Genomic DNA, 23,098 nt, shown 5'->3' with positions numbered 1-23,098 from the left:
GGAACCACAGGTGGACGCTGCTGACATGGGCAAAGACCTGGAGAAGGTCCTCATCCCGCAGGAGGAGCTCCAGGCCAAGATCAAAGAGCTTGCCGGCCGGATCGACGAGGATTACGCGGGCAAGGACGTGCTGCTCGTGGGCGTGTTGAAGGGCGCCGTCATGGTGATGGCCGACCTGGCCAGGTCCCTGCACGTGCCGGTGCAGATGGACTGGATGGCGGTGTCGTCGTACGGCGCCGGCACCAAGTCGTCCGGCGTCGTACGCGTGCTGAAAGACCTCGACACCGACATCATGAACCGCCACGTGTTGATCGTGGAGGACATCATCGACTCCGGCCTGACCCTGCACTGGCTGCTGGAAAACCTCAAATCCCGCAACCCGGCGAGCCTGGAGATCTGCGCAGCGCTGCGCAAGCCGGACGCGGTGAAGGTGCCGATCAACGTGAAATATGTGGGGTTCGACATTCCCAACGAGTTCGTCATCGGTTATGGCCTCGACTACGCGGAGAGATACCGGAACCTTCCGTTCATCGGGACTCTCGCGCCGCACGTTTATAAGTAGCACCTCTTGCCATGGCCGGGAACATCGCGCAACGTGACGTACGTTGATAGGGCAAGGCCGGTGTAGCGGGCGGGTCCCTCCGCGTGCTCTGCCGGTGTACCTTCAGACTCCGGAAGGGTGACTGCGTGTCCCCTTCGGGTAGTCAGAAGTCGCGGTGCCGGATGCCGCGGCCCCGGGCCAACCCGGGGTTCCAGGCCATGGTCAGGAAGGGACGGGCCCGCAAGGGGTTCCGCATCGGATGGATCTCAAGCGATTTACACGTGGGCCACTGCTGTGGATCCTGGGCATCGTCGTGCTGCTCCTGCTCGTCACTCAGCTGTGGAGTGGCGGCGGTAATTTCAAGCAGGCCGACACGTCCTTGGTTCTCCAGCAGATTCGCGCCGGGAACGTCAGCAACGCGAAGATTGTCGACAAAGACAACCGCATCGAGGTGACGCTGCACAACGCCATCCCGGTCAGGGCGGGCGATCAGCCGACGAAGCTGATCCAGTCCGACTGGGTGACGGGTTACGGCAGCAAGTTGACCGACGAGCTGCAGGCTCAGGTCGACGCCAAGAAGACCAAGAGCTTCACCACCGAGGTGCCGCAGGAAAACTTCCTGGTCAGCCTCCTGGTGAGCTTCCTGCCTATCGTCATCATCGTGCTGCTCTTCCTGTTCATCATGAACCAGATGCAGGGCGGCGGCTCGCGGGTGATGAACTTCGGCAAGTCCAAGGCCAAGCTCATCACCAAGGACACCCCCAAGACCACGTTCGCCGACGTCGCGGGGGCCGACGAGGCCATCGAGGAGCTCCAGGAGATCAAGGAGTTCCTGCAGGCCCCGGCCAAGTTCCAGGCGATCGGCGCCAAGATTCCCAAGGGTGTGCTGCTGTACGGCCCGCCCGGCACCGGCAAGACCCTGCTGGCCCGCGCCGTCGCGGGCGAGGCGGGCGTGCCGTTCTACTCCATCTCCGGTTCCGACTTCGTCGAGATGTTCGTCGGCGTCGGCGCCTCGCGTGTTCGTGACCTGTTCGAGCAGGCGAAGGCCAACGCCCCGGCGATCATCTTCATCGACGAGATCGACGCCGTCGGCCGCCACCGCGGCGCCGGCCTGGGCGGCGGGCACGACGAGCGCGAGCAGACGCTCAACCAGCTGCTCGTCGAGATGGACGGCTTCGACGTCAAGGGCGGCGTGATCCTCATCGCCGCGACCAACCGGCCGGACATCCTGGACCCGGCGCTGCTGCGCCCGGGCCGTTTCGACCGGCAGGTCACCGTCGACCGCCCCGACCTCGAGGGCCGCAAGGGCATCCTCAAGGTTCACGGCCGCGGCAAGCCGTTCGCCCCCGACGTCGACCTCGACGTCATCGCGCGCCGCACCCCGGGGTTCACCGGCGCCGACCTGGCCAACGTGATCAACGAGGCGGCCCTGCTCACCGCGCGGGCCGATCAGAAGCTGATCACGATGGACCTCCTCGAGGAGTCGATCGACCGTGTCATGGCAGGACCCGAGCGCAAGTCGCGGGTCATGTCCGACAAGGAAAAGAAGATGATCGCCTACCACGAGGGCGGTCACGCGCTGGTGGCGCACGCGCTGCCCAACTCCGACCCGGTCCACAAGATCACGATCCTGTCCCGCGGCCGCGCCCTCGGTTACACGATGACGCTGCCGATGGAGGACAAGTTCCTGGCCACCCGGTCGGAGATGATGGACCAGCTCGCGATGTTGCTCGGCGGCCGCGCGGCGGAGGAGCTCGTCTTCCACGAGCCCACCACCGGCGCCTCCAACGACATCGAGAAGGCCACGGCCGTCGCCCGCCGCATGGTGGTCGAGTACGGCATGAGCGAGCAGCTCGGCGCCCGCAAGTTCGGCAGTGGCAACGCCGAGGTGTTCTTGGGCCGCGAGATGGGCCATGAGCGCGACTACTCCGAGAAGATCGCCTCCACGATCGACGAGGAGGTCCGCCGAATGATCGAGACGGCGCACGATCAGGCGTGGGACATCCTGGTCGAATACCGCGACGTGCTCGACGACCTGGTGCTCGAGCTCATGGAGAAGGAGACCCTCTCCCGGGAGCAGGTGCTGGGGATCTTCTCCCCGGTGGTCGTCAGGGAGCACCGCCCGTCCTACGCGGGCTACGGCAAGCGGCTCCCGTCGGACCGCCCGCCGATCCTGACCCCGAAGGAGAAGCAGTCGGCCAACGGCTCGCTCACCGGAGGTCACCAGGAGGCCCTGCCCTCCGGCGACACCGCGTGACCCCGCACGGAAAGATGCTTGCGTGACTCAGCACGACGTTGACCTGGCCAGAATCGAGAAGGCCGTGCGCGAGATCCTCTATGCCATCGGCGAGGATCCCGACCGCGACGGCCTGATCGAGACGCCTTCCCGGGTCGCCCGGGCCATGGCCGAGCAGTATTCCGGGCTCGGCCAGAAGCCCGAGGACGTGCTCAACAAGGTCTTCGACGTCGACCACGACGAGATGGTGCTCGTCAGGGACATTGAGGTCTACTCGACCTGTGAGCACCATCTGGTCCCGTTCCACGGCCTGGCCCACGTCGGCTACATCCCCAACGACCGGGGCCAGGTGACGGGCCTGTCGAAGCTGGCCCGTCTGGTGGACGTCTACGCCCGCCGGCCCCAGGTCCAGGAGCGCATGACGTCCCAGATCGCCGACGCGCTCATGCGGGTGCTGGAGCCCCGGGGGGCCATCGTGGTCATCGAGGCCGAGCATCTGTGCATGACGATGCGCGGCGTACGCAAGCCGGGCGCCAAGACCGTCACATCGGCGGTCCGTGGCGATTTCCGTACCAGTGACAAGACCCGATCCGAGGCGATGGCGCTCATCATCGGCAGATGAGGATCTATCAGTTCGGGGTGAGAGGGGACCCGCCATGTCAGCAGGTGTGGCGGAACGCCTAGGCTTGGCCCATGACTAGCGTGCCCAATGCGGAGCGGCGGTGCCTCGTCATGGGTGTGGTCAATGTGACGCCTGATTCCTTCTCCGACGGTGGGATGTGGTTCGACGAGGCGGCCGCCATCCGGCACGGCTTCCAGCTGGTCGAGGAGGGGGCCGACATCGTCGACGTGGGCGGCGAGTCCACGCGTCCCGGGGCTGCCAGGGTGTCGCTGGAGGAGGAGCTGGCCAGGGTCGTCCCGGTGATCGGCGCGCTGGCCGCCGAGGGGGTTCCGGTCAGCGTCGACACGATGCGCGCGGAGGTCGCCAAGGCCGCCGTCGAGGCGGGCGCGCAGCTCGTCAACGACGTGAGCGGCGGTCTGGCCGACCCGGAGATGCCGCGCGTGGTGGCGGCGGCCGGTGTCCCCTACGTGGTGATGCACTGGCGTGGCCACAGCCATGACATGGAGACCAGGGCCGTCTACACGGATGTGGTCACCGAGGTCCGTGAGGAGCTGAGCAAGCGGGTGGACCTGGTGCTGGCCGAGGGCGTTTCGAAGGAGCAGATCGTGCTCGACCCCGGTCTCGGCTTCGCCAAGAACGCCGAGCACAACTGGGCGGTGCTGGCCGGGATCCCGCAGCTGGCCGAGCTGGGCTATCCGCTGCTCATCGGGGCGTCACGCAAACGGTTCCTGGGGCGGCTGCTGGCCGCGCCGGACGGGACGCCCCGTCCGTTCAGCCGTAGCGACGACGCCACGTTGGCCGTGACCGCACTGGCCGCGCACGCGGGCGCATGGTGCGTACGTGTGCACGAGGTCGGCCCCAGCGCCGACGCCGTGCGCGTGGCCGCCGCATGGAAGAGAGCGGGAGCAGGCACATGAGCGTGGACACGGCCGCGATCGAGACGGTCAACCAGGAGTTCTACACCGCGATCGAGAGCGGCGATCTCGACAAGATGACCGACATCTGGGCGGAGGACACGGCCGACGACCAGGTGAGCTGCGTGCACCCGGGCTGGACGCTGCTGGCCGGCCGGCAGGAGGTGCTGCGGTCGTGGGCGCTGATCATGGCCAACACCACCTACATCCAGTTCGTGCTGACCGACGTCAACACGACCGTGCTGGGTGACGTGGCCGTGCTCACCTGCGTGGAGAACATTCTGACGGCCGGCGAGGAGGGCGAGTCGAGCTTCGCCGCGGGCAAGGTGGTGGCCAGCAACGTTTACCTCCGCACCTCGCAGGGCTGGCGGCTGTGGATGCACCACGGCTCTCCGGTGCTGCAGGGAGACGACGACGAGGAGGAGGAAGACGAGCTTGAGCGCTGATCGCATCGCTCTCAAGGGCCTGCGGGCCAGGGGGAGGCACGGTGTGCTCGCTGCCGAGCGGGAGCTCGGCCAGGAGTTCGTGGTCGACGCGACCCTGTTCCTCGACACCGCGCCGGCTGCGGCCGGCGACGATCTGACCAAGACCGTCCACTACGGGGAGCTGGCCGAGGCCCTCGTCGGGGTAGTGGAGGGTGAGCCGGTCGAGCTGATAGAGACGCTCGCGCAGCGCCTGGCCGACGTGTGCCTGGCCAGTGAGCTGGTGCACAAGGTCGAGGTGAGCGTGCACAAGCCGGCGGCGCCGATCCCGCTGCCGTTCGACGACGTGGTCGTGACGATCGAGCGGAGCCGGGCATGAAAGTCGATGTGATCGGAACGATCGAGCGGAGCCGCGGATGAAGGCCGTTCTCGCTCTGGGCAGCAACCTGGGCAACAGGTTCCAGATTCTGCAGGGTGCCGTGGACGTCCTGTTCGACGCGCCTGACCTGGAGTTCGTCAAGGCATCGCCGGTTTACGAGACCGACCCGGTCGGCGGTCCTCCGGGTCAGGACCCCTACCTCAACGCCGTCGTGGTCGCCGAGACCACCCTGGAGCCGCGTGCCCTCCTGGAGCGGGCGCTGAGCGTGGAAAACGCCTTCGGCCGGGAGCGCGGGGAGCATTGGGGGCCGCGTACGCTCGACGTGGACTTGATCGTCGTGGGCGACACCGTCTGTGACGAACCCGACCTGACGTTGCCGCATCCGCGGGCACACGAGCGTGCGTTCGTGCTCGTCCCCTGGGCGGAGGCCGACCCGCAGGGCACGGTACCCGGCCACGGCCGGGTCTGCGAGCTGCTGGAAGGGCTCGACCAGCAAGGCGTACGCCTGCGAGCCGACCTCACGCTGCAGAGGCCGGATTGAGGCCCACGCGCCCCGGCCACCTGGTCGGCATCCTTGTCGTCGTCGCGTTGATCACGTGGGCGGCGGTCCGGCAGTTCTACTCCGACCTGCCCCTCATGCCATGGACGGCGATTCCGACCGTGCTGCTGGTGGCCATCGGCGAGGGTTACAGCGCCTGGGCCACCAAGGCCAGGATCGCCAGAAAGCCGGGGACCAAGCCGGTGGAGCCGCTGGCGGTGGCCCGGCTGGCCGCGCTGGCGAAGGCGTCGGCGTACGCGGGGGCGGCGTTCGGCGGGCTGTTCGCCGGCTTCGCGCTCTACACGGTGCAGATCCTGGACCGGGAGACACCGCGTTCGGAGTTCTTCATCGCGACGGGCTCGTTCCTGGCCTGCGTGGCGCTGGTCTGCGCGGCGCTCTACCTGGAGAACGCCTGCCGCATCCCGAAGGACCCGGAGAACCAGCCGCCGCCGAGGTAGTCCTCGGCCCGGAAGCCGGTGTCAGCCATGCTCCGAGCCTACGGAGCCGCCGACCTCCTCGTCCTGCTTGCGACCGACCGGCGGGCGGCGCCGGCCGAAGAGGTAGATGACCGGGGTGGTGCAGATCAGCGGCCCGATGATGGCGATGGGGCGTTCCAGCCACCATCTGAGGTCCGGCGGGATCGTGCTGCCGAGGGTGCCGAAGAGCCACCACGACAGCCCCAGCGCGATGGCCATCCCGGTGGTGTGGAAGAGGAACAACGCCAGCGCGTACCGGTTGATGAAGTCGTTGACCCGGCGCCAGCCCGGCCGTTCGAGCACCCGTTCCATGGCCGGTCGCAGCACCTCGACCAGCCCGATCTGGAAGAGCAGCAGGGCCACGATCACGAACGTCGGCGGGGCCATGTTGGACCACTTGTCGCCGGGCACGCCCACCATCGAGCCGGGGTAGATGCCCGAGTACACCAGCCCGAACAGGGCGAACAGACCGGTCCACAACAAGGCGACGTCGTACCGCCTGGGGAGGATCACGATCCGGTCGTAGAAGAACCCCGCCTGGTGCGCCAGTCCCCAGATCAGGATCATGTTGAGCCAGCCCGCCCAGTCCACGTCGTACGTGAAGCGCACCACGTCCACCACCAGGGCCGCCCCGCCGAGCCAGATCAGGGTCAGCACGTCGTAGCGTTCGTGCAGCCAGAGCGCCACGGGAAGTAGGGCGATCAGCACGAGGTAGACGCCGAGGAACCACAGAGGGCTGAGCACCAGCAGCACGACCCGCCACATCCAGTCCACCTGGAACGTGACCGTGACCACCGCCCCGACCGCGATCCACACCCCGGACAGGAACAACGCGGGTAAGGCCAGAGCCCGGATCCGCCGCCAGACGAACGCCCCGATGCCGGTGCCGCGCTGCTTGGCCCGGTGCCAGGACAGCAGGTGCACGTGCCCGCCGACGTAGAAGAACAGCGGCAACACCTGCAGCAGCCAGGTGAGGATCCATAACCCGGAGGTGAAGCCGAGCGGGCTGGTCGGCTCGGGTCCGTGCGGCTTCCACACGAGAATCGTGAACGCCCAGTGCCACACCACCACGACGACCAGGCTCAGCGCGCGAAGCCAGTCGACGTACTTGTCGCGTTCCTGGTGTGCCGAGTTCTCAGCCTTCACTTGTCGATGTCACCTACGACGAAGAACATGGAGCCGAGAATGGCGACCATGTCGGCGACCAGGTGGCCGGGCAACATCTCCCGCAGCACCTGAATGTTGCCGTACGAGGCCGAGCGCAGCTTGAGCCGCCACGGCGTCTTGTCTCCCTTGGAGACCAGGTAGTAGCCGTTGATACCGAGCGGATTCTCGGTCCACGCGTACGTGTGCCCCTCCGGCACCTTGAGCACCTTCGGCAGCCGCTGGTTGATCGGCCCGGGCGGCAGCGAGCGCAGCCGCTCGACGCAGCTGTCGGCCAGCTCCAGCGAGACCTTGAGCTGCTCGAACAGCACCCCGAACCGGGCATGGCAATCGCCCGCGCTCCCGGTGACCACCTTGACGGGCAGCTCTGAATAGGCCAGGTACGGTTCGTCGCGGCGCAGGTCGATGTCCACCCCGGAGGCCCGCGCGATCGGGCCGCTGACGCCGTACTGCATGATCTGCTCGTGCGTGAGCACCCCGACACCCTTGGTACGCGCCAGGAAGATGTCGTTGTGCAGGATGAGGTCCTCGATGACCGGCACGCGGCGGCGGGTCTCCGCGACCGCCTCCGACACCCGGTCCAGCCAGCCGAGCGGCAGATCTTCCTTGAGCCCGCCGACCCGGTTGAACATGTAGTGCATGCGCCCGCCGGAGATCTCCTCCATGACCGCCTGGATCCGCTCCCGCTCGTTGAAGGAGTAGAAGATCGGCGTCATCGCGCCCAGCTCCAGCGGGTACGAGCCGAGGAACATCAGGTGGCTGAGCACACGGTTGAGCTCGGCCAGCAGCGTACGCGCCCACACGGCCCTGACCGGCGGCTCCATGCCGAGCAGGCGTTCGGCGGCGAGCACCACGCCCAGCTCGTTCGCGAACCCCGCCAGCCAGTCGTGCCGGTTGGCCAGCATGATGATCTGACGGTAGTCGCGGACCTCGAACAACTTCTCCGCCCCGCGGTGCATGTAGCCGATGATCGGCTCAGCGGTGGCGATGCGCTCGCCGTCCAGTGTCAGCCTGAGCCTGAGCACCCCGTGCGTTGACGGGTGCTGCGGGCCGATGTTGAGGATCATGTCCTCGGTGGCCAGCTCTTTGGCGCCCGCACCGATTCCGACCACGCGTTCCGTCATATGGCCATGCTGCCACCGTCCCAGTTGGCGATCCAGTGTGGGGGATGGTCAAGGAATGGTATGCAAACGCATCGCTTCTGAGGACTTGGGGAGGAGTCGGGGGAACGGGGGGAGAAAGCACTATGAAGAAGGTTCTGTTCGATGTCGCGGCCTTGATCGCGCGGGTGGCGACCGGCGTGATCTTCATAGCTCATGGCTGGCAGAAGTGGCAGAGCGGGCTCGGCGCCACCTCAGAGGGCTTCAGGGGGATGGGGCTCCCGCTGCCCGAAGTCGCTGCCCTGTACGCCCACGTCGTCGAGTTCGTCGGCGGCATCTTTCTCATCGTCGGCCTGCTGGTCCGGCCGGTGGGCCTGCTGTTGCTGATCAACATGATCGGCGCGATCGCCTTCGCCCACTGGGGGAAGGGCATCATGTCGGAAACCGGCGGCTGGGAGTTGCCGGGTGCGTTGGCTGCGCTCGGCCTCATGTTCCTGGCGGTCGGCGGCGGGCGGCTCGGGCTCGACGCGCTGCTCGGCAAGATGTTCCGGCGCCGCAAGGAAAGCCAGGCCGCGGAGAGCGACGTGGGCGTCCACCAGCGCGGCGCGGGCCGTGACGAGGGGAGGACGGGCACTGGACGGACCGGTGGTCCGTTGACGCCTTCGGAGCCCGGCACGCCCGAGACGCCGAACGTGCCGAGGCAGCCGACGGCGCCCAGGTCCAGCATGAGCGACGAGGACATGCGGGACATCGACGCCCTGGTCTCCGACGACCAGCCGGAGCACCGCAAGCCACCGAACCGGTGAGTCTCAGCGGGAGACGAGGTCCCGCAGCGCCTCGATCAGCCGGTCCACGTGTTCCTGCGTGGTCCCGATGCCGATCGAGGCCCGAACCGCGGCCGTCGTGCCGTCCTCGCAGCCGGAGTTCTCCGGGTCGCTCTCTCCGGCCGAGCTCCTGCGCTCGTGTTCATCGGCGGTAGCGTCCAGCAGGTGCCGCACGAACGGGTGCGCGCAGAACTTCCCGTCGCGCACGCCGATGCCGTACTCGCTGGACAGCACCTCGGCCACCTCGCGAGCCGAGCACCCGTCCACGGTGAACGACACGATCCCCACCCGCGGGTGATCGTCCCCCCACAGTGACAACTCCCGCACACCCTCGATCGAGGCCAGCCCCGACCGGAGCCGGGCCAGCAGCCGCTCCTCCTCGCGGACCAGCGCCGTCCAGCCGGTTGCGGTGAGTCCGTCGCAGGCGGCGGCCAGCGCGATCGCGCCCAGGACGTTCGGGGTGCCCGCTTCGTGGCGCGGCTCCGGGTCGTCATGCCATTCCACGACGTCACCGACCGAGCGCACCGCACCTCCGCCCTTGAGGTACGGCTCCCCTTCGGCCAGCCAGTCCCGCCGCCCGATCAGCGCCCCGGCCCCGAACGGCGCGTACAGCTTGTGGCCGGAGAAGGCCACGTAGTCCAGGTCGAGCGCGGTCAGGTTGAGCTGCCGATGCGGTACGAGCTGCGCCGCGTCCACCAGGATGCGGGCCCCGTGCCGGTGCGCGATGTGGGCCAGGGCGGCGATGGGCCAGAGCTCCCCGGTGACGTTGGAGGCGGCGGTGACCACGAGCAGCTTCGGCCCCTCGACCCCGGCCAGCGCCTCGTCGGCGGCGCGGACGGCCTCGCCGGGGAAGGCGGGCGGCGCCAGCCGTACGGACGTGGGCCAGGGCAGGAGCGAGGCGTGGTGCTCGGTGTCGAAGACCACCGCGGTCGTGCCGGCGGGCAGGCAGCCGGCCAGCAGGTTCGTGGCGTCGGTGGTGTTGCGGGTGAAGATCACCGCATCGTCGGGGCGGGCGCCGACGAACGCCCTGACCGTGTGGCGGGCCTGCTCGTACCTGGCGGTGGTGAGCTGGGAGGCGTAGCCGGCGCCGCGGTGGACGCTGGAGTAGGCCGGGAGCGCGGCGGCGACGGCGGCGCTGACCGGCTCCAGACAGGGCGCGCTGGCCGCGTAGTCCAGGTTGGCGTACCCCACCAGCCGCCCACCCTTGACCGGCACCTGCAGGTCGGCGCCGAGCACGGCGGGGATGGGGCGGCTCGTGGCGGCCGGAGCCGGAGCGTCGCCGGTGGCCTGGACGGGGACGGAGTCGAAGATCGTGAGCGTGGACACGGCACATCTCCCTCAGGGGTCATCGGACCCCTGGAGCAGCCACGGAGCCCGCGCTTGCCCGCCACACCTCGTGGCGGACCAGGTCTTCACCCGGGGCACCCCGCCGCGGACGCGAGGGTTGCCGGCCAGCTAGCCGGGGCTTGTCGCTGGCACTCATGACCTACGCCCGCACTATAACCCAGCCCCCGCGGCAAAACGCAAACCGGCGAACTTTTACGCCCCTTGACTCGTTGCTACCTGGGACCACGAGCCGCATGTCATGGAGGTAAACAGATGTGGGACTGGGTGACCGACCCGCAGATCTGGATCGGTTTCTTCACCCTGGTGGCCTTGGAGATCGTCCTGGGCATCGACAACATCATCTTCATCTCCATCCTGGCCGGGAAACTACCCCCGGAACAACGGGACAGAGCCCGCGTCCTCGGCCTTGCGGCCGCCCTGATCAGCCGGCTGCTTCTGCTGCTCGGCCTGTCATGGGTGGTACGGCTCACCGAGCCGCTGTTCGCCGTCATCGGTCACGAGATATCGGGACGTGATCTGATCCTGCTGCTCGGCGGCCTGTTCCTGCTGGCCAAGAGCGTCACCGAGATCGGCCACAGCATGGACGCCCCGTCCGGCAAGGACGGCAAGAAGGCCGCCGCGGTCTCCTTCACCTCCGTGATCCTGCAGATCATGGTGCTGGACGTCGTGTTCTCGCTCGACTCGGTCATCACCGCGGTCGGCATGGTGGACGAGCTCGGCGTGATGATCGCGGCCGTCGTGGTGGCGGTGCTGGTCATGTTGTTCGCCTCCGGGCCGATCAGCCGGTTCGTGGACCAGCACCCGAGCATCAAGATGCTGGCGCTGGCGTTCCTGGTGCTGATCGGCGTGGTGCTCATCGCCGAGGGCCTCGACCAGCACATTCCGAAGGGGTACATCTACTTCGCGATGGCGTTCTCGGTCGTCGTGGAGCTGCTCAACATCCGGATGCGCAGGAGGCACTCCAAGCAGGTCGAGCCGGCCGAGCAGGAGGAGGAGTCCCAGCATGAGGCTCCTACTATGAAGTAGTGCGCTTTGATCCCTGGAATCCCGATTTCGTGGCCTACCCGTACCGGGTCTACGACGAGCTGCGGCGCGAGGCGCCCGTCTGCTACTTCGAGCCGACGAACCAGTGGCTGGTCTCGCGCCACGCCGACGTGAACGCCCTGCTCAGGGACCGCCGCCTGGGCAGGTCGTACCTGCACGTGGCCACGCACGAAGAGTTCGGCAGGCCGCCCGAGCCGGACTTCCAGGAGCCGTTCTGGCGGGTGATCAGGGCGGGCATGCTCGACGTGGAGCCGCCGGTGCACACGCGGTTGCGCCGGCTGGTCTCCAAGGCCTTCACGCCGCGCATGGTGGAGTCCCTGCGGCCGCGTGTGCGGGCGATCGCGGCGGGCCTGGTGGACACGTACGTGGAGAAGGGCGGCGGGGATCTGATCGCTGAGGTCGCCGAGCCGCTCCCGGTGACCGTGATCGCGGAGATGCTCGGCATCCCCGACGGGGACCGCCACCTGCTGCGTCCCTGGTCGTCCGACATCTGCGGCATGTACGAGCTCAACCCCGCACCCGAAGCCCAGCACACCGCGGTGCGGGCGGCTTCGGAGTTCGCCGGCTACCTCAAGACCCTGGCCCGCGAGCGCCGGCAGCGTCCCGGCGACGACCTGATCAGCGCGCTCGCCGGGATCACCGAGCTGACCGAGGACGAGCTGGTCGGCACCTGTGTCTTGCTGCTCAACGCCGGCCACGAGGCCACCGTGAACGTGACGGGCAACGGATGGTGGTCGTTGTTCAGGAACCCCGGCGAGCTGGCACGGCTGCGTGCGGACCGTTCCCTGCTGCCCACGGCCGTCGAGGAGCTGATGCGCTGGGACACGCCGCTGCAGATGTTCGAGCGGTGGGTGCTGGAGGACATCGAGGTCCACGGCGTGACGATTCCGCGTGGGTCGGAGGTGGCGCTGCTGTTCGGCTCGGCGAACCGGGACCCCGAGGTGTTCGAGGATCCGGACCGGCTGGATGTGGGGCGGGCCGACAACCCGCACATCTCCTTCGGTGCCGGCATCCACTTCTGCCTGGGCGCGCCGCTGGCCCGCATCGAGCTGATGGAGTCCTTCGGCGCGCTGCTGGACCGGGCGGCCACACTGGAGCTGCGCGAGGAGCCGGCCTGGAAGCCCGGCTACATCATCCGTGGCCTGCACGCCCTGGAACTGACCGCGAGCTGAGTCTCCGCCGTTGGTCGAGTCGGCGGTGAGCCGCTCACCGCCGTTGGTCGAGTCGGCCATGAGCTGCTCACCGCCGTTGGTCGAGCCAGCCGAAGCCGCCGAGGCCCGACGAGTCGATGAGCTCCCCCTCCTCCGACGCCCGGGCCAGGGCCCGCACGTAGGCGCGCGGATCGGTGCCGGCCAGCGCCATGGGCGGCCGGGCGCCGGTGATCCCCAGCGCCCGCAGTGCGTCGCGTTGTGTGGACAAGGTTGTGGATATCGCACCGGCCCGCCGCCCGGCCTCCGCGCATGCGTCGAGCGCGACATGGGCCGTGATATCGCAGGTCCCGTCGGGAATCGGGGTGACGACGGCGCCGTCGCGGTAGCCGGTCAGCGTGCCACACGGCGGCCGGTTATCCACAGGGTGTGCATAGTCGATGGCGATCGCCCGGCCCTTGGTGAGACGCGTCACCACCGAGGCCCAGGCCTCGTCACGTGGGCGGCCGATCTCCGCTCGGGCGCCCACCTGGGGTAGTGGCCACCATCGATCCAGCCACGCCCGGTCGGCAGGCCGCAGCGGGCCGCCGAGACGCTCCTCGCCCGTACGGATGTTCACCAGGACGAGCCGCGGGCCGTCCGGCGTCTGCTCGGCCACGTCCAGCGGGATGTTGTCGAGCCATTCGTTGGCGACGGCCAAGCCCGTGATGCGGTCCGGCAGGCCGCCACGCCAGTTGATCCGCTCTGGAAGGCCCAGCGGCCTGGGGGAGAGGTCGACGGCCGTGATCCGCAGCCGGTTGCGCAGTGCGGGCTCGGCCGCGGCCCGCACCTCGGTCACCAGCACACCTTCGCCCGCGCCGATGTCGACAAAGTCGAGCTCCTCCGGCTCACCGAGCTCGGCGTCCACCTGTCTCAGCAGCGTCAGCACCGCGTCGGCGAACGCCGCCGAGGCGCTGACCGAGGTGCGGAAGTGGCCCGACGGGCGCTCGCGGAGGTAGAAGCCCTCCTCGCCGTACAACGCCCGCTCCGTCGCGGCGCGCCACGTCAGCCACATGCCTTGGACTATCTCACGACTTTCGACGGACACACAGACAGTCACTATACGGCTACTCTTTGTCTCCGACTTGCAGTACGTTTGCTTAGAGTCATCGAATGACTGCGTTCCGCCAACCCCCAAGTGGCGGAGTCGATCGTGAGCAAGCGTCCGCGGCCCCGGCGCCGCGAAACCGAGAGGAGCTCTCATGCTGAAGAAGACCCTGGCTGTGGCCGGAGCCGTCGCGGTGGTGTCGCTGGCCGCCCCGGCGGCACACGCCAACGTCACGAGCGGCAACGGTGGCGTGCTCTCGGGCAATCAGGTGCACCTACCGATCGGCATCCCGATCAACGTCTGCGGCAACGCGGTGGCCGTCCTGGGCTCCGCCATCGCCGGCTGCAAGGGTGGCGCCAAGGTGATCGACTACTGATCGGCGAAGAAGCCCGGACCGGCGCGGTCCGGTCCGGGCTCCGTTCCTGGCCGGTCAGTCGGCGGATGAACCGGTCAGGCGCACCTCCAAGGGTCGCATCATTGCGGGCGTCGGGTCCGGCCAGGACTCGGCGCCCGCGGCCATGCGATGAACCCCTCTCCTCATCTCTTCCGACAGGGGGTGCACTATTTGTATGCCCTTGTCGCTTTTGTCGTTAACTCAACATGCGGCAAAGCACCGGTCACATCTGTAGTACGGAAGGGCCGTTACGCTGGTCGGCAGTGCCATTTGCTCGACAGGGGTGTGACGTCATGGACGCAGGGGATCGCCCGGCGCGGCTGACCGTCGGAGTGCTCGGCTCGGGCAAGGTCGGCTCGGCTCTCGGCGCCGCGTTGGCGCAGGCAGGACACCGCGTCGTGGCCGCGAGCGGGGTGTCGGACAACTCCCAGCGATGGGCCGCCGACCGGCTCGGGGTCACGCCGTCGCGGCCTGACGAGGTGGTGTCGACGGCCCAGCTGATTCTGCTCACCGTGCCCGACGACACGCTGCCCGATCTCGTCAACGGTCTGGCCGCCACCGGGGCCGACCTCAAAGGCAAGCTGCTGGTGCACACCAGCGGGGCGTACGGGTTGTCCGTGCTCGAGCCGGCGGCTCGAGTCGGCGCGCTGCCGCTCGCGCTGCACCCGGTCATGACCTTCACGGGCCGTGACGACGATCTCAACAAGCTCACCGGCATCTCGTACGGCGTGACCGCGCCCGACGCGCTGCGTCCCATCGCCGAGGCTCTGGTGATCGAGATGGGCGGTGAGCCGGTCTGGATCGCCGACGCCGACCGCGCGCTCTACCACGCGGCACTGGCCGGGGCGGCCAATCACATGGTCACGCTCATCGCTGAGTCACAAGAGCTCCTGGGCCGCATCGGTGTCGAGCACCCTGGGCGCATGCTGGGCCCGCTGCTCGGCGCCGCGCTCGACAACGTGCTGCGGCTGGGCATCGCCGGCCTGACGGGGCCGGTCGTGCGCGGCGACGCCGGCACCGTGCGCAAGCATGTGGACGCGCTGATCCTGGCGGCTCCTGAGGCGGCCGACGCCTACATCGCGCTGGCCAGGCTCACCGCCGACCGGGCGCTGGCCGCGGGACTGCTCAAACCGGAGGAGGCGGAGCGGCTGCTCGACGCACTCGGAGGCAACATATGGACCTGACCCGCGACACCTCGCGGAGTGAGGCCATGAGCAGGGAAGGGACTATGGAGCTGATCGTCGCCAGGAACCGGGACGACCTGGTCAAGGCGCGGGCCGGTGGTGAGGTGGCCCTGGTGCCGACCATGGGCGCGCTGCACGAGGGGCATCGATCGCTGATCAGGCTCGCCCGTGCCCGGGCCGATCAGGTCGTGGTCAGCATCTTCGTTAACCCCCTTCAATTCGGGCCAAGTGAGGATTTTTCACGCTATCCCCGTACATTCGATGCGGACCTCGAGGTGTGCCGGGCCGAGGGCGTGGACGTGGTGTTCTATCCGTCCGCCGAGGACATGTACCACCCCGACCGCCAGGTGAGCCTGCTCTCCGGCCGGATGGGCGAGGTCGTCGAGGGCGCCTCCAGGCCGGGACACTTCGACGGCGTGCTGACGGTCGTGCTCAAGCTGTTCAACCTGGTCCAGCCACACGTGGCGATCTTCGGGCAGAAGGACGCGCAGCAACTCGCGCTGATCCGCCGCATGGTGGCCGATCTCGACGTGCCGGTCGAGATCGTCGGCGCGCCCACCGTACGCGAGCCCGACGGCCTGGCCTTGTCCAGTCGCAACCGTTACCTGTCCGAGGCGGACCGCCAGGTTGCGCTGGCGCTCTCCCGGGCGCTGCGCGCGGGAGCCGCCCAGCCGACGCCGTCCGAGATCCGGGCGGCGGCGCGGGCGGTGCTCGACGCGGCGGGACCCGAACTCGACGTGGACTACCTGGTCCTCGTCGACCCGGCGACCTTCACCGAGGTGGGCGAGTCGTACGCGGGCGAGGCAGTGCTCGCCGTGGCCGCCAGGGTGGGATCGACCAGGCTGATCGACAATGTCACCCTGACCTTGAATCCCGCCTGAGGCGGATTACCGTCGGAATCAAGACCGACGAGGAGTTACGGGATGAGCTGCTCCGGCGGATGAAGGTCGACCAGGCCATGCGCGACCCGGCCAAGGGATTTCCCAGCGGCCGGCAGCTGACCCGGCTCCAGAAGCTCGACGAGGGCAACACCGCTTGGCTCTACTCCGTGGTCGCCACTCGCGGCTGGCCGCTGGTCTCGCAGGTCGGCGGGCGCGCCGCGCGGGCGGCCTGGCTGCTGGCACGGCATGCCAGCTCGATCGAGGCGCAGCGCCTGTTCCGCCAGGTGATGGCCGACGCCGTGGAGCGGGACGAGGCGTCGCCGCGCGGCGATCTGGCGTACCTGGAGGATCGGGTACGGGTGCGCTCCGGCCGCCCCAGCTGTACGGGACCCAGTTCCACGACGGTGTGGACGGCCTGGAACCCATGCCGATCGAGGAACCCGAGCTGCTCGACGAGCGCCGCGCGGCCGTGGGGCTGGAGCCGTTCGCCGAGTACGAGGCGTTCATCAGAAAAACCGAGGGCATCAGAAAAACCGAGGGCATCAGAAAAGCCGAGGGCGTCAGAAAAGCCGAGGGCATCGGGAGGTCCGGGAGATCAGGAAGTGGGGGAGATCAGGGAGTGGGGGAGATCAGGGAGTCCGATAGCGCAGGAAGGCCCGAGGGCATCGAACCCGCCGAGGGCGGTTGAGCACCCCCCGGGCATGTTCACGCCACGCCGGGCGTTATCGTCATATTGACGAAATCGTCTCTGAGTGAGGAGACCCCGAATGAGCGCACCGGCGATTCCCCTGCGGCTGACCGCTCCCGCGCCCGGCTGGACCGCCGAGGCGGACGTGGTCGTCGTGGGCTCTGGCATCGCGGGCCTGACCGTGGCCCTGCACTATGCCGAGCTGGACCCGGCCGCCAAGGTAATGGTCGTCACCAAGGACGTCTTGTCGTCGGGCTCCACGCGCTGGGCCCAGGGCGGCATCGCGGCCGTGCTCGACCCGCGCGACACACCCGAGGAGCACCTGAACGACACGCTGCTCGCCGGGGTCGGCCTGTGCGACGTGAAGGCGGTCCGGACGCTGGTGACCGAGGGCCCCGCCGCGCTGCGGCGGCTGATGGCGCGCGGCGCCAATTTCGACCGTACGCCCGACGGGAAGCTTCAGCTCACCAGGGAGGGCGGGCACCGGCGGCGCAGGATCGTGCACGCGGGCGGCGACGCCACGGGCGCCGAGGTACAGCGGGCGCTCGTCGAGGCGGTGCGTGCCGCCTCCATCGAGGTGATCGAGCACGCGCTGGTGCTCGACCTGCTCAAGGACGCCGAGGGCCGGGCCAGGGGCGTGACGCTGCACGTCATGGGCGAGGGGGCGCGCGACGGCGTCGGCGCGGTGCGCGCCAGGGCGGTCGTGCTGGCCACCGGCGGCATGGGCCAGGTGTACGCCGCCACCACCAACCCCGTGGTCTCCACAGGCGACGGGGTGGCGCTCGCGCTGCGTGCCGGGGCCGTGGTGCGTGACATCGAGTTCGTCCAGTTCCACCCGACCGTGCTCTGGCTCGGGGAGGGCTCGACGGGCCAGCAGCCGCTGATCTCCGAGGCGGTCAGGGGCGAGGGTGCGGTGCTGATCGACCACGACGGCAACCGGTTCATGGAGGACGTGCACGAACTGGCCGACCTGGCGCCACGTGACGTCGTGGCCAAGGCGATCATGCGGACGATGCGCGCGACCGGCCGCGACCACGTCTATCTCGACGGGCGCCACTTCGGCAGGGCGAAGTGGGAGAGCCGATTCCCGACGATTTACGCAGTCTGCCGCGAGCACGGCATCGACCCGGCCACCGAGCCCATCCCCGTGGCCCCCGCCGCCCATTACGCGAGCGGCGGCATCCGTACGGACCTGCGCGGACGTACCTCGATCGAGGGCCTGTACGCCTGCGGCGAGGTCGCCTGCACCGGCGTGCACGGTGCGAACCGGCTGGCCTCCAACTCCCTGCTCGAAGGGCTCGTCTTCGCCGAGCGCATCGCCGAGGACATCCACCAGGTACGCCCGGCGCCCGGCGACCCGGTCGCGAGCCAGGCAGCGCCCGGGCTGGCAGACCCCCGGATCAGACCGCGGATCCAGGGTCACATGAGCGCCGGGGCGAGCGTGTTGCGCAGCCGAGAGTCGCTGGTGGCCACGGCCAGGGCGCTGCGCGACGCCCGCTGGACCCCCGTCGAGGTGCCGGCCTGCACCGAGTCATGGGAGGCCACGAACCTCCTGACCGTTGCCACCGTGCTCACCGGCGCGGCGGCGGCCAGGCTGGAGACGCGTGGCTCACACTGGCGCCAGGATCACGAGACCCGCGACGACGACGAATGGCTGGGGCACCTGGATGTGACCCTGAGCGAGGAAGGTCCCCGCATGACGTACACGCCCCATGGGACTCCCGCGCGCCTGACGCAGGAGCTCACCGGAGCCGGGCTGGACCCGGCCGAGGTGGACGCCCTCATCGACCGGGCGCTCGAGGAGGATCTGCAGGAGGCCGGCGACGTGACGAGCCTGGCAACCATCCCGGCCGCCCAGCGGTCGACGGCCGACGTGGTCGCGCGCAAGGACGGCGTGGTGGCGGGGCTGGCCGTGGCCGAGGCGGTGTTCGTGCGGCTGGGCGCGGGGCGTACCGAGCGGCGGGCCAAGGACGGCGAGCGGGTCCGGGCCGGCGACGTGCTGATGACCGTCGAGGGCCCGACGCGGGCCCTGCTGACGGCCGAGCGGACCGCGCTCAACCTGCTCACGCACCTGTCCGGGGTGGCCACGCTGACCGGCAGATGGGTCGAGGCGATCAGTGGCACGGGGGCGAGCGTCCGTGACAGCCGCAAGACCCTGCCCGGGCTGCGGGCACTGGAGAAGTACGCGGTGCGCTGCGGCGGCGGCGTCAACCACCGGATGTCGTTGTCGGACGCCGCCCTGATCAAGGACAACCACGTGGTGGCGGCGGGCGGCGTGGCCGAGGCGTTCCGGGCGGTCAGGGAGCGGTACCCGGACCTGTCCATCGAGGTGGAGATCGACCGGCTGGATCAGCTGGAGGCCGTGCTGGACGAAGGGGCCGAGGAAATCCTGCTCGACAACTTCACGGTCGACGACACCGCCCGAGCCGTACAAGTCGTGAAAAATCGGGCGAAAAACAGGGTTGCCGTCGAAGCCAGCGGGGGATTGACCTTGGAATCGGCCCGCGCGGTGGCCGAAACTGGCGTTGACTACCTGGCGGTGGGGGCGCTGACGCACTCGGCGCCGGCCCTGGACATCGCACTGGATCTGCGGGGGTAATTGATGCTGCTCACGATCGACGTCGGCAACACGCACACGGTGCTGGGGTTGTTCGAGGGCGAGGACGTCATCGAGCATTGGCGGCTGGCGACCGACGCCCGCCGCACCGCCGACGAGATCGCGGTCGTCCTCCAGGGCCTGCTGGCGCAGTCGCCGCTGCTCAAAGGGGCCGACATCGACGGCATCGCCATTTGCTCCACGGTGCCGAGCGTGCTCAACGAGATGCGGGAGATGTGCCGCCGCTACTACGGCGACGTCAACGCGGTGATCGTGGAACCGGGCATCCGCACCGGCGTGCCCGTACGCATGGACAACCCCAAGGAGGTCGGCAGCGACCGCATCGTCAACGCGCTGGCGGCCATCGACCAGTACGGCGGCCCCTGCATCATCGTCGACTTCGGCACCGCGACCTCGTTCGACGCGGTGTCGGCCAAGGGCGAGTACGTCGGCGCGGTCACCGCGCCCGGCATCGAGATCTCGGTGGACGCGCTGGCCGCGGCCGGGGCGCAACTGCACAAGGTGGAGCTCGTCAGACCACGCTCGGTGATCGCCAAGAACACCGTGGAGGCCCTGCAGGCGGGCATCATCTACGGTTTCGCCGGCCAGGTGGACGGCATCGTCGAGCGGATGGCGGCCGAGCTGGCCGACGATCCCGACGAGGTGACCGTGGTGGCCACCGGCGGGCACGCCGCCCTGGTGGTGGGCGAGTCGCGCTCGATCGACGTGCACGAGCCGTGGCTGACCCTCATCGGCCTGCGCCTGATCTACCACCGGAACGCGACATAGGACAAGCGGCCCTCCGCTCGGGTAAGAGGGCCGCTTGCGTATGTGACCGCGTGAGGGCTACTCGCTCTCGGCGGTGTAGATGTACTGCCAGGGGCCGCACTTCTTCGGGTAGCTGCTGTGCACGCCGATCTGGCAGACCTTCGCCCGCAGCGAGTAGACGTCGTGCTCCTGGAAGTGGAACTTCTTGTAGCCGGGGAAGCCGCAGTACTTCTTCCAGTACACGGGGGACCAGTCGTGGTCGAAGTCGCTGGCTTCGAACTTCACGAACGCGCACTTGCCGCCCTCGTTGTAGGAACGGTTGTCCAGGTCGTAGAGCCGGCCGTAGACGTGGACCTCGTTCGACTCCCCGTCGTGGTCCCAGTTCACGGTGACCTTGCCGTGCGCCTTGGCCAGGCCGTGCTTGGCGTAGGCGGAGCCCCAATACTCTGAGTAGTCGTCATAGTCGGAGGTGCTGGCGGACGCGGCCGTCGGGAGCGCCAGGGCCAGTGCCGTGGTCGCGGCGACGGCGAGGGCGCCTGTCGCGATCTTCTTCAACATCTTCTCTCCTTGAGCTCCCTGGGCCGGCTCCCTGCCGGCTCCCCCCTGAGCTCTTGAGATATTGATAGAAGAAGGCTCTTGCAGCGTTCCTGCGCGCTCCCTGCAGGGGACCGACGAGTCCTTGCAGTTCGCCATATCCCCTACGCTTTGTTGTTGTGAGCGACGAACTTCCCGAGCAGATGCGGATCCGGAGGGAGAAGCTCGACCGCCTTCGCAGCGAGGGCGTCGACCCTTACCCGGTGAATTTCCCTCGTACGGCGACGAACGCCGAGGTCAGGGAGAAATACCAGGGGCTGGAGCCCGACGCCGCCACCGGCGACACGGTGGGGGTCGCGGGCCGAGTCATGCTCAGCCGCGTGGGCGGCAAGCTCTGCTTCGCCACGCTCAGGGACGGCGAGGCCGACCTGCAAGTCATGATCTCGCTCGACAAGGTCGGCGAGGACTCGCTGTCGCGCTGGAAGCGCGACGTCGACCTGGGCGACCATGTCGGTGTGATAGGCGAGGTCATCACCTCGCGCCGGGGTGAGCTGTCCATCCTCGCGGAAAGCTGGCAGATCACCGCCAAGTGCCTGCGTCCGTTGCCGGAGAAGCACGTCGGTCTCACCGACCCCGAGGCCCGCGTCCGCCAGCGCTACGTCGACCTCATCGTCAACGACGAGGCCAGGAAGATGGCCCGCGTCCGCAGCGCCACCGTGCGCGCGGTGCGCGACTTCTGGCACGAGGAGGGCTACCTCGAGGTCGAGACGCCGATGTTGCAGCCCATTCACGGCGGCGCGGCGGCCCGGCCCTTCAAGACCCACATCAACGCCTACGACATGGAGCTCTACCTTCGCATCGCGATCGAGCTCTACCTCAAGCGGCTCGTGGTCGGCGGCATCGAGAAGGTCTTCGAGGTCAACCGCAACTTCCGCAACGAGGGCGCCGACTCCACGCACAACCCCGAGTTCACCATGGTCGAGGCCTACGGCACCTACCTCGACTACAACGACATGGCTGACCTGACGCAGCGGATGTACCAGAAGGCCGTCGTGGCCGCCCTGGACACGTCCGTGGTCGTGCACGACGGCGTCGAGGTGGACCTCGGCCTCGCCGAGTGGCCGCGCATCACGCTGTACGGCGCGGTGTCGGAGGCCGTGGGCGAGGAGATCACGACCTCGACCACGCTGGAGGAGCTCCGCAAGATCGCCGACCGGCGCGAGGTCCACTGGGACCCGAAGTGGGGCTCGGGCAAGATCGTTCAGGAGCTCTTCGAGGCCCTGGTCGAGCACACGCTGGTCCAGCCGACGTTCGTCATGGATTATCCGGTGGAGACCTCACCGCTGGCGCGGCTGCACCGGGACAACCCGCTGCTGACGGAGAAGTGGGACCTGATCGGGTTCGGCACCGAGCTGGGCACGGCCTACTCGGAGCTCAACGACCCGATCGACCAGCGCCACCGGCTGATGGAGCAGTCCCTGCTCGCGGCCGGCGGCGACCTGGAGGCCATGCAGCTCGACGAGGACTTCCTGCAAGCGCTGGAGTACGCCATGCCGCCGACGGGCGGCATGGGCGCCGGCATCGACCGGATGATCATGGCCTTCACCGGCAAGAACATCCGCGAGACGATCCTGTTCCCGCTGGTCAAGCCGACCCGCTGAGCTGAGACGCGAGGCGCGCGGCCGGATCCGCGCGCCCGCTCGTCGGCCCGGCCCTCGGGCGGCGTGAGGACTCCGGGCACAGGAAGGCCCTTCGGGACTCCGGGCACAGGAAGGCCGTCCGGGACTTCGGGCACAGAGAGACCTCCGGGGGCGAGGGCTCAGGGCACGAGAACGAGGCGGCCGCGCACTCCGCCCGCAGCCAGCCTGGCGTGGGCGTCGGCCGCCTTCTCCAGAGGGTGAACCTCCGCCACCCGTACCGTCAGCCGCCCGGTCTCCACCAGCCGCACCACCTCGCCGAGCTGAGCCGCGTCGGCACGGAAGAACACGGTGGCCACGTCGATCCCGCGCAGCGCGACCGGCGCCACGCCGGCCGTGAGCGCCACGAAGGCGCCGCCGTCGCGGACCGCGTCGAGCGCGGCCAGGCCCAGCACGGCCGCGTCCACGACGGCGTCCACCCCGCCCGGCACGTGAGCCCGTACCGCGGACGCCACCTCCTCGCCACGCGCCACGAACCACTCGGCCCCCAGCCCCCGCACGAGCTCTTCGTCCC

At 68.9% G+C, this 23,098-nt stretch carries 24 protein-coding genes, 1 pseudogene and 1 riboswitch; of the genes and pseudogenes, 19 read left to right on the top strand and 6 right to left on the bottom strand.

The features are described from left to right. Window positions 1-10 precede the first annotated feature (10 nt). The 8 genes from hpt (at window position 11) to ETD86_RS33010 (ending at window position 6,110) form a co-directional block, all read left to right on the top strand. Window positions 11-562 (top strand): hypoxanthine phosphoribosyltransferase, encoded by a 552-nt coding sequence (hpt, locus tag ETD86_RS33045; protein ID WP_246148570.1) that lies wholly within the window; start codon window positions 11-13, stop codon window positions 560-562. A 238-nt stretch (window positions 563-800) separates the two neighbouring features. Further along, on the top strand, window positions 801-2,798 hold the full coding sequence (gene ftsH, locus ETD86_RS33040) for an ATP-dependent zinc metalloprotease FtsH (protein WP_138670579.1): 1,998 nt from the start codon (window positions 801-803) through the stop codon (window positions 2,796-2,798). Between the two features lie 22 nt (window positions 2,799-2,820). Continuing rightward, window positions 2,821-3,399 carry a GTP cyclohydrolase I FolE gene (gene folE / locus ETD86_RS33035; RefSeq protein ID WP_138670578.1) on the top strand — a complete coding sequence of 193 codons (579 nt, stop codon included), beginning with the start codon at window positions 2,821-2,823 and terminating at the stop codon, window positions 3,397-3,399. A gap of 71 nt (window positions 3,400-3,470) precedes the next feature. Further along, the gene (folP, locus tag ETD86_RS33030; protein ID WP_138670577.1) at window positions 3,471-4,316 is read left to right on the top strand and encodes a dihydropteroate synthase; all 846 of its coding nucleotides are present in this window, start codon (window positions 3,471-3,473) and stop codon (window positions 4,314-4,316) included. Next, window positions 4,313-4,759: a nuclear transport factor 2 family protein gene (locus ETD86_RS33025; protein WP_138670576.1), complete on the top strand. Its 447-nt coding sequence runs from the start codon at window positions 4,313-4,315 to the stop codon at window positions 4,757-4,759. The genes folP and ETD86_RS33025 overlap by 4 nt, the downstream gene beginning before the upstream one ends. Further along, the gene (gene folB / locus ETD86_RS33020; protein ID WP_138670575.1) at window positions 4,749-5,114 is read left to right on the top strand and encodes a dihydroneopterin aldolase; all 366 of its coding nucleotides are present in this window, start codon (window positions 4,749-4,751) and stop codon (window positions 5,112-5,114) included. The genes ETD86_RS33025 and folB overlap by 11 nt, the downstream gene beginning before the upstream one ends. A 37-nt stretch (window positions 5,115-5,151) precedes the next feature. Then, on the top strand, window positions 5,152-5,655 hold the full coding sequence (folK, locus tag ETD86_RS33015; RefSeq protein ID WP_138670574.1) for a 2-amino-4-hydroxy-6-hydroxymethyldihydropteridine diphosphokinase: 504 nt from the start codon (window positions 5,152-5,154) through the stop codon (window positions 5,653-5,655). After that, a complete protein-coding gene (locus ETD86_RS33010; protein WP_138670573.1) occupies window positions 5,652-6,110 on the top strand; it encodes a DUF3180 domain-containing protein in 459 nt (152 codons plus the stop codon). Before folK ends, ETD86_RS33010 begins: the two co-directional genes overlap by 4 nt. Window positions 6,111-6,131: 21 nt before the next feature. Here the strand turns inward: ETD86_RS33010 and ETD86_RS33005 are convergent, their stop codons facing one another. Continuing rightward, the gene (locus tag ETD86_RS33005; RefSeq protein WP_138670572.1) at window positions 6,132-7,274 is read right to left on the bottom strand and encodes an acyltransferase family protein; all 1,143 of its coding nucleotides are present in this window, start codon (window positions 7,272-7,274) and stop codon (window positions 6,132-6,134) included. Then, window positions 7,271-8,416, bottom strand: a complete 1,146-nt coding sequence (locus tag ETD86_RS33000; protein ID WP_138670571.1) for an NADH-quinone oxidoreductase subunit D — start codon at window positions 8,414-8,416, stop codon at window positions 7,271-7,273. Before ETD86_RS33000 ends, ETD86_RS33005 begins: the two co-directional genes overlap by 4 nt. A 122-nt stretch (window positions 8,417-8,538) precedes the next feature. Between ETD86_RS33000 and ETD86_RS32995 the strand changes: the two genes are divergently transcribed. After that, a complete protein-coding gene (locus ETD86_RS32995; RefSeq protein WP_138670570.1) occupies window positions 8,539-9,198 on the top strand; it encodes a DoxX family protein in 660 nt (219 codons plus the stop codon). A 3-nt stretch (window positions 9,199-9,201) separates the two neighbouring features. Here the strand turns inward: ETD86_RS32995 and ETD86_RS32990 are convergent, their stop codons facing one another. Continuing rightward, window positions 9,202-10,542 carry an aminotransferase class V-fold PLP-dependent enzyme gene (locus ETD86_RS32990; RefSeq protein WP_425465674.1) on the bottom strand — a complete coding sequence of 447 codons (1,341 nt, stop codon included), beginning with the start codon at window positions 10,540-10,542 and terminating at the stop codon, window positions 9,202-9,204. Between the two features lie 45 nt (window positions 10,543-10,587). Then, window positions 10,588-10,703, bottom strand: a riboswitch (SAM riboswitch). Between the two features lie 112 nt (window positions 10,704-10,815). Here ETD86_RS32990 and ETD86_RS32985 point away from each other — a divergent pair. Both ETD86_RS32985 and ETD86_RS32980 read left to right on the top strand, forming a co-directional pair. Then, window positions 10,816-11,589, top strand: coding sequence for a TerC family protein (locus ETD86_RS32985; protein WP_138670569.1), 774 nt, complete (start codon window positions 10,816-10,818; stop codon window positions 11,587-11,589). Next, window positions 11,589-12,779 carry a cytochrome P450 gene (locus ETD86_RS32980; RefSeq protein WP_138670568.1) on the top strand — a complete coding sequence of 397 codons (1,191 nt, stop codon included), beginning with the start codon at window positions 11,589-11,591 and terminating at the stop codon, window positions 12,777-12,779. The genes ETD86_RS32985 and ETD86_RS32980 overlap by 1 nt, the downstream gene beginning before the upstream one ends. A gap of 67 nt (window positions 12,780-12,846) precedes the next feature. Here the strand turns inward: ETD86_RS32980 and ETD86_RS32975 are convergent, their stop codons facing one another. Then, complete coding sequence (locus tag ETD86_RS32975) at window positions 12,847-13,809, bottom strand: SAM-dependent methyltransferase (RefSeq protein ID WP_138670567.1); 963 nt, start codon at window positions 13,807-13,809, stop codon at window positions 12,847-12,849. A gap of 187 nt (window positions 13,810-13,996) precedes the next feature. Between ETD86_RS32975 and ETD86_RS32970 the strand changes: the two genes are divergently transcribed. From ETD86_RS32970 to ETD86_RS32945, 7 genes and pseudogenes are all read left to right on the top strand, one after another. Continuing rightward, a complete protein-coding gene (locus tag ETD86_RS32970) occupies window positions 13,997-14,218 on the top strand; it encodes a chaplin (RefSeq protein WP_138670566.1) in 222 nt (73 codons plus the stop codon). Window positions 14,219-14,529: 311 nt separating this feature from the next. After that, on the top strand, window positions 14,530-15,420 hold the full coding sequence (locus ETD86_RS32965; protein ID WP_138670565.1) for a Rossmann-like and DUF2520 domain-containing protein: 891 nt from the start codon (window positions 14,530-14,532) through the stop codon (window positions 15,418-15,420). A 44-nt stretch (window positions 15,421-15,464) separates the two neighbouring features. Then, window positions 15,465-16,301 (top strand): pantoate--beta-alanine ligase, encoded by an 837-nt coding sequence (gene panC / locus ETD86_RS32960; protein WP_138670583.1) that lies wholly within the window; start codon window positions 15,465-15,467, stop codon window positions 16,299-16,301. Continuing rightward, a pseudogene (locus tag ETD86_RS60260) lies at window positions 16,253-16,678 on the top strand (DUF6624 domain-containing protein); the annotation flags it as partial. The gene panC and the pseudogene ETD86_RS60260, both read left to right, overlap by 49 nt. 47 nt (window positions 16,679-16,725) lie before the next feature. Then, window positions 16,726-16,989 (top strand): hypothetical protein, encoded by a 264-nt coding sequence (locus tag ETD86_RS57355; RefSeq protein ID WP_211370466.1) that lies wholly within the window; start codon window positions 16,726-16,728, stop codon window positions 16,987-16,989. A gap of 79 nt (window positions 16,990-17,068) precedes the next feature. Next, window positions 17,069-19,588 (top strand): L-aspartate oxidase, encoded by a 2,520-nt coding sequence (locus ETD86_RS32950; RefSeq protein WP_138670564.1) that lies wholly within the window; start codon window positions 17,069-17,071, stop codon window positions 19,586-19,588. 3 nt (window positions 19,589-19,591) lie between these two features. Next, window positions 19,592-20,374, top strand: a complete 783-nt coding sequence (locus ETD86_RS32945; RefSeq protein WP_138670563.1) for a type III pantothenate kinase — start codon at window positions 19,592-19,594, stop codon at window positions 20,372-20,374. A gap of 57 nt (window positions 20,375-20,431) precedes the next feature. Here the strand turns inward: ETD86_RS32945 and ETD86_RS32940 are convergent, their stop codons facing one another. Then, on the bottom strand, window positions 20,432-20,911 hold the full coding sequence (locus tag ETD86_RS32940; protein ID WP_138670562.1) for a hypothetical protein: 480 nt from the start codon (window positions 20,909-20,911) through the stop codon (window positions 20,432-20,434). A gap of 155 nt (window positions 20,912-21,066) precedes the next feature. Between ETD86_RS32940 and lysX the strand changes: the two genes are divergently transcribed. After that, a complete protein-coding gene (gene lysX, locus ETD86_RS32935) occupies window positions 21,067-22,548 on the top strand; it encodes a bifunctional lysylphosphatidylglycerol synthetase/lysine--tRNA ligase LysX (protein WP_138670561.1) in 1,482 nt (493 codons plus the stop codon). 158 nt (window positions 22,549-22,706) lie between these two features. Here lysX and ETD86_RS32930 read toward each other — a convergent pair. Then, window positions 22,707-23,098: zinc-binding dehydrogenase (locus ETD86_RS32930; RefSeq protein WP_138670560.1), on the bottom strand; the 392-nt coding region annotated here is incomplete at its 5' end.

Origin of the sequence: Nonomuraea turkmeniaca, assembly GCF_005889735.1 — a bacterium.
Taxonomy (GTDB): Bacteria; Actinomycetota; Actinomycetes; order Streptosporangiales; family Streptosporangiaceae; genus Nonomuraea; species Nonomuraea turkmeniaca.
The sequence above is the reverse complement of the archived record's forward strand: the minus strand, read 5'-3'. Positions and strand labels throughout refer to the sequence as shown.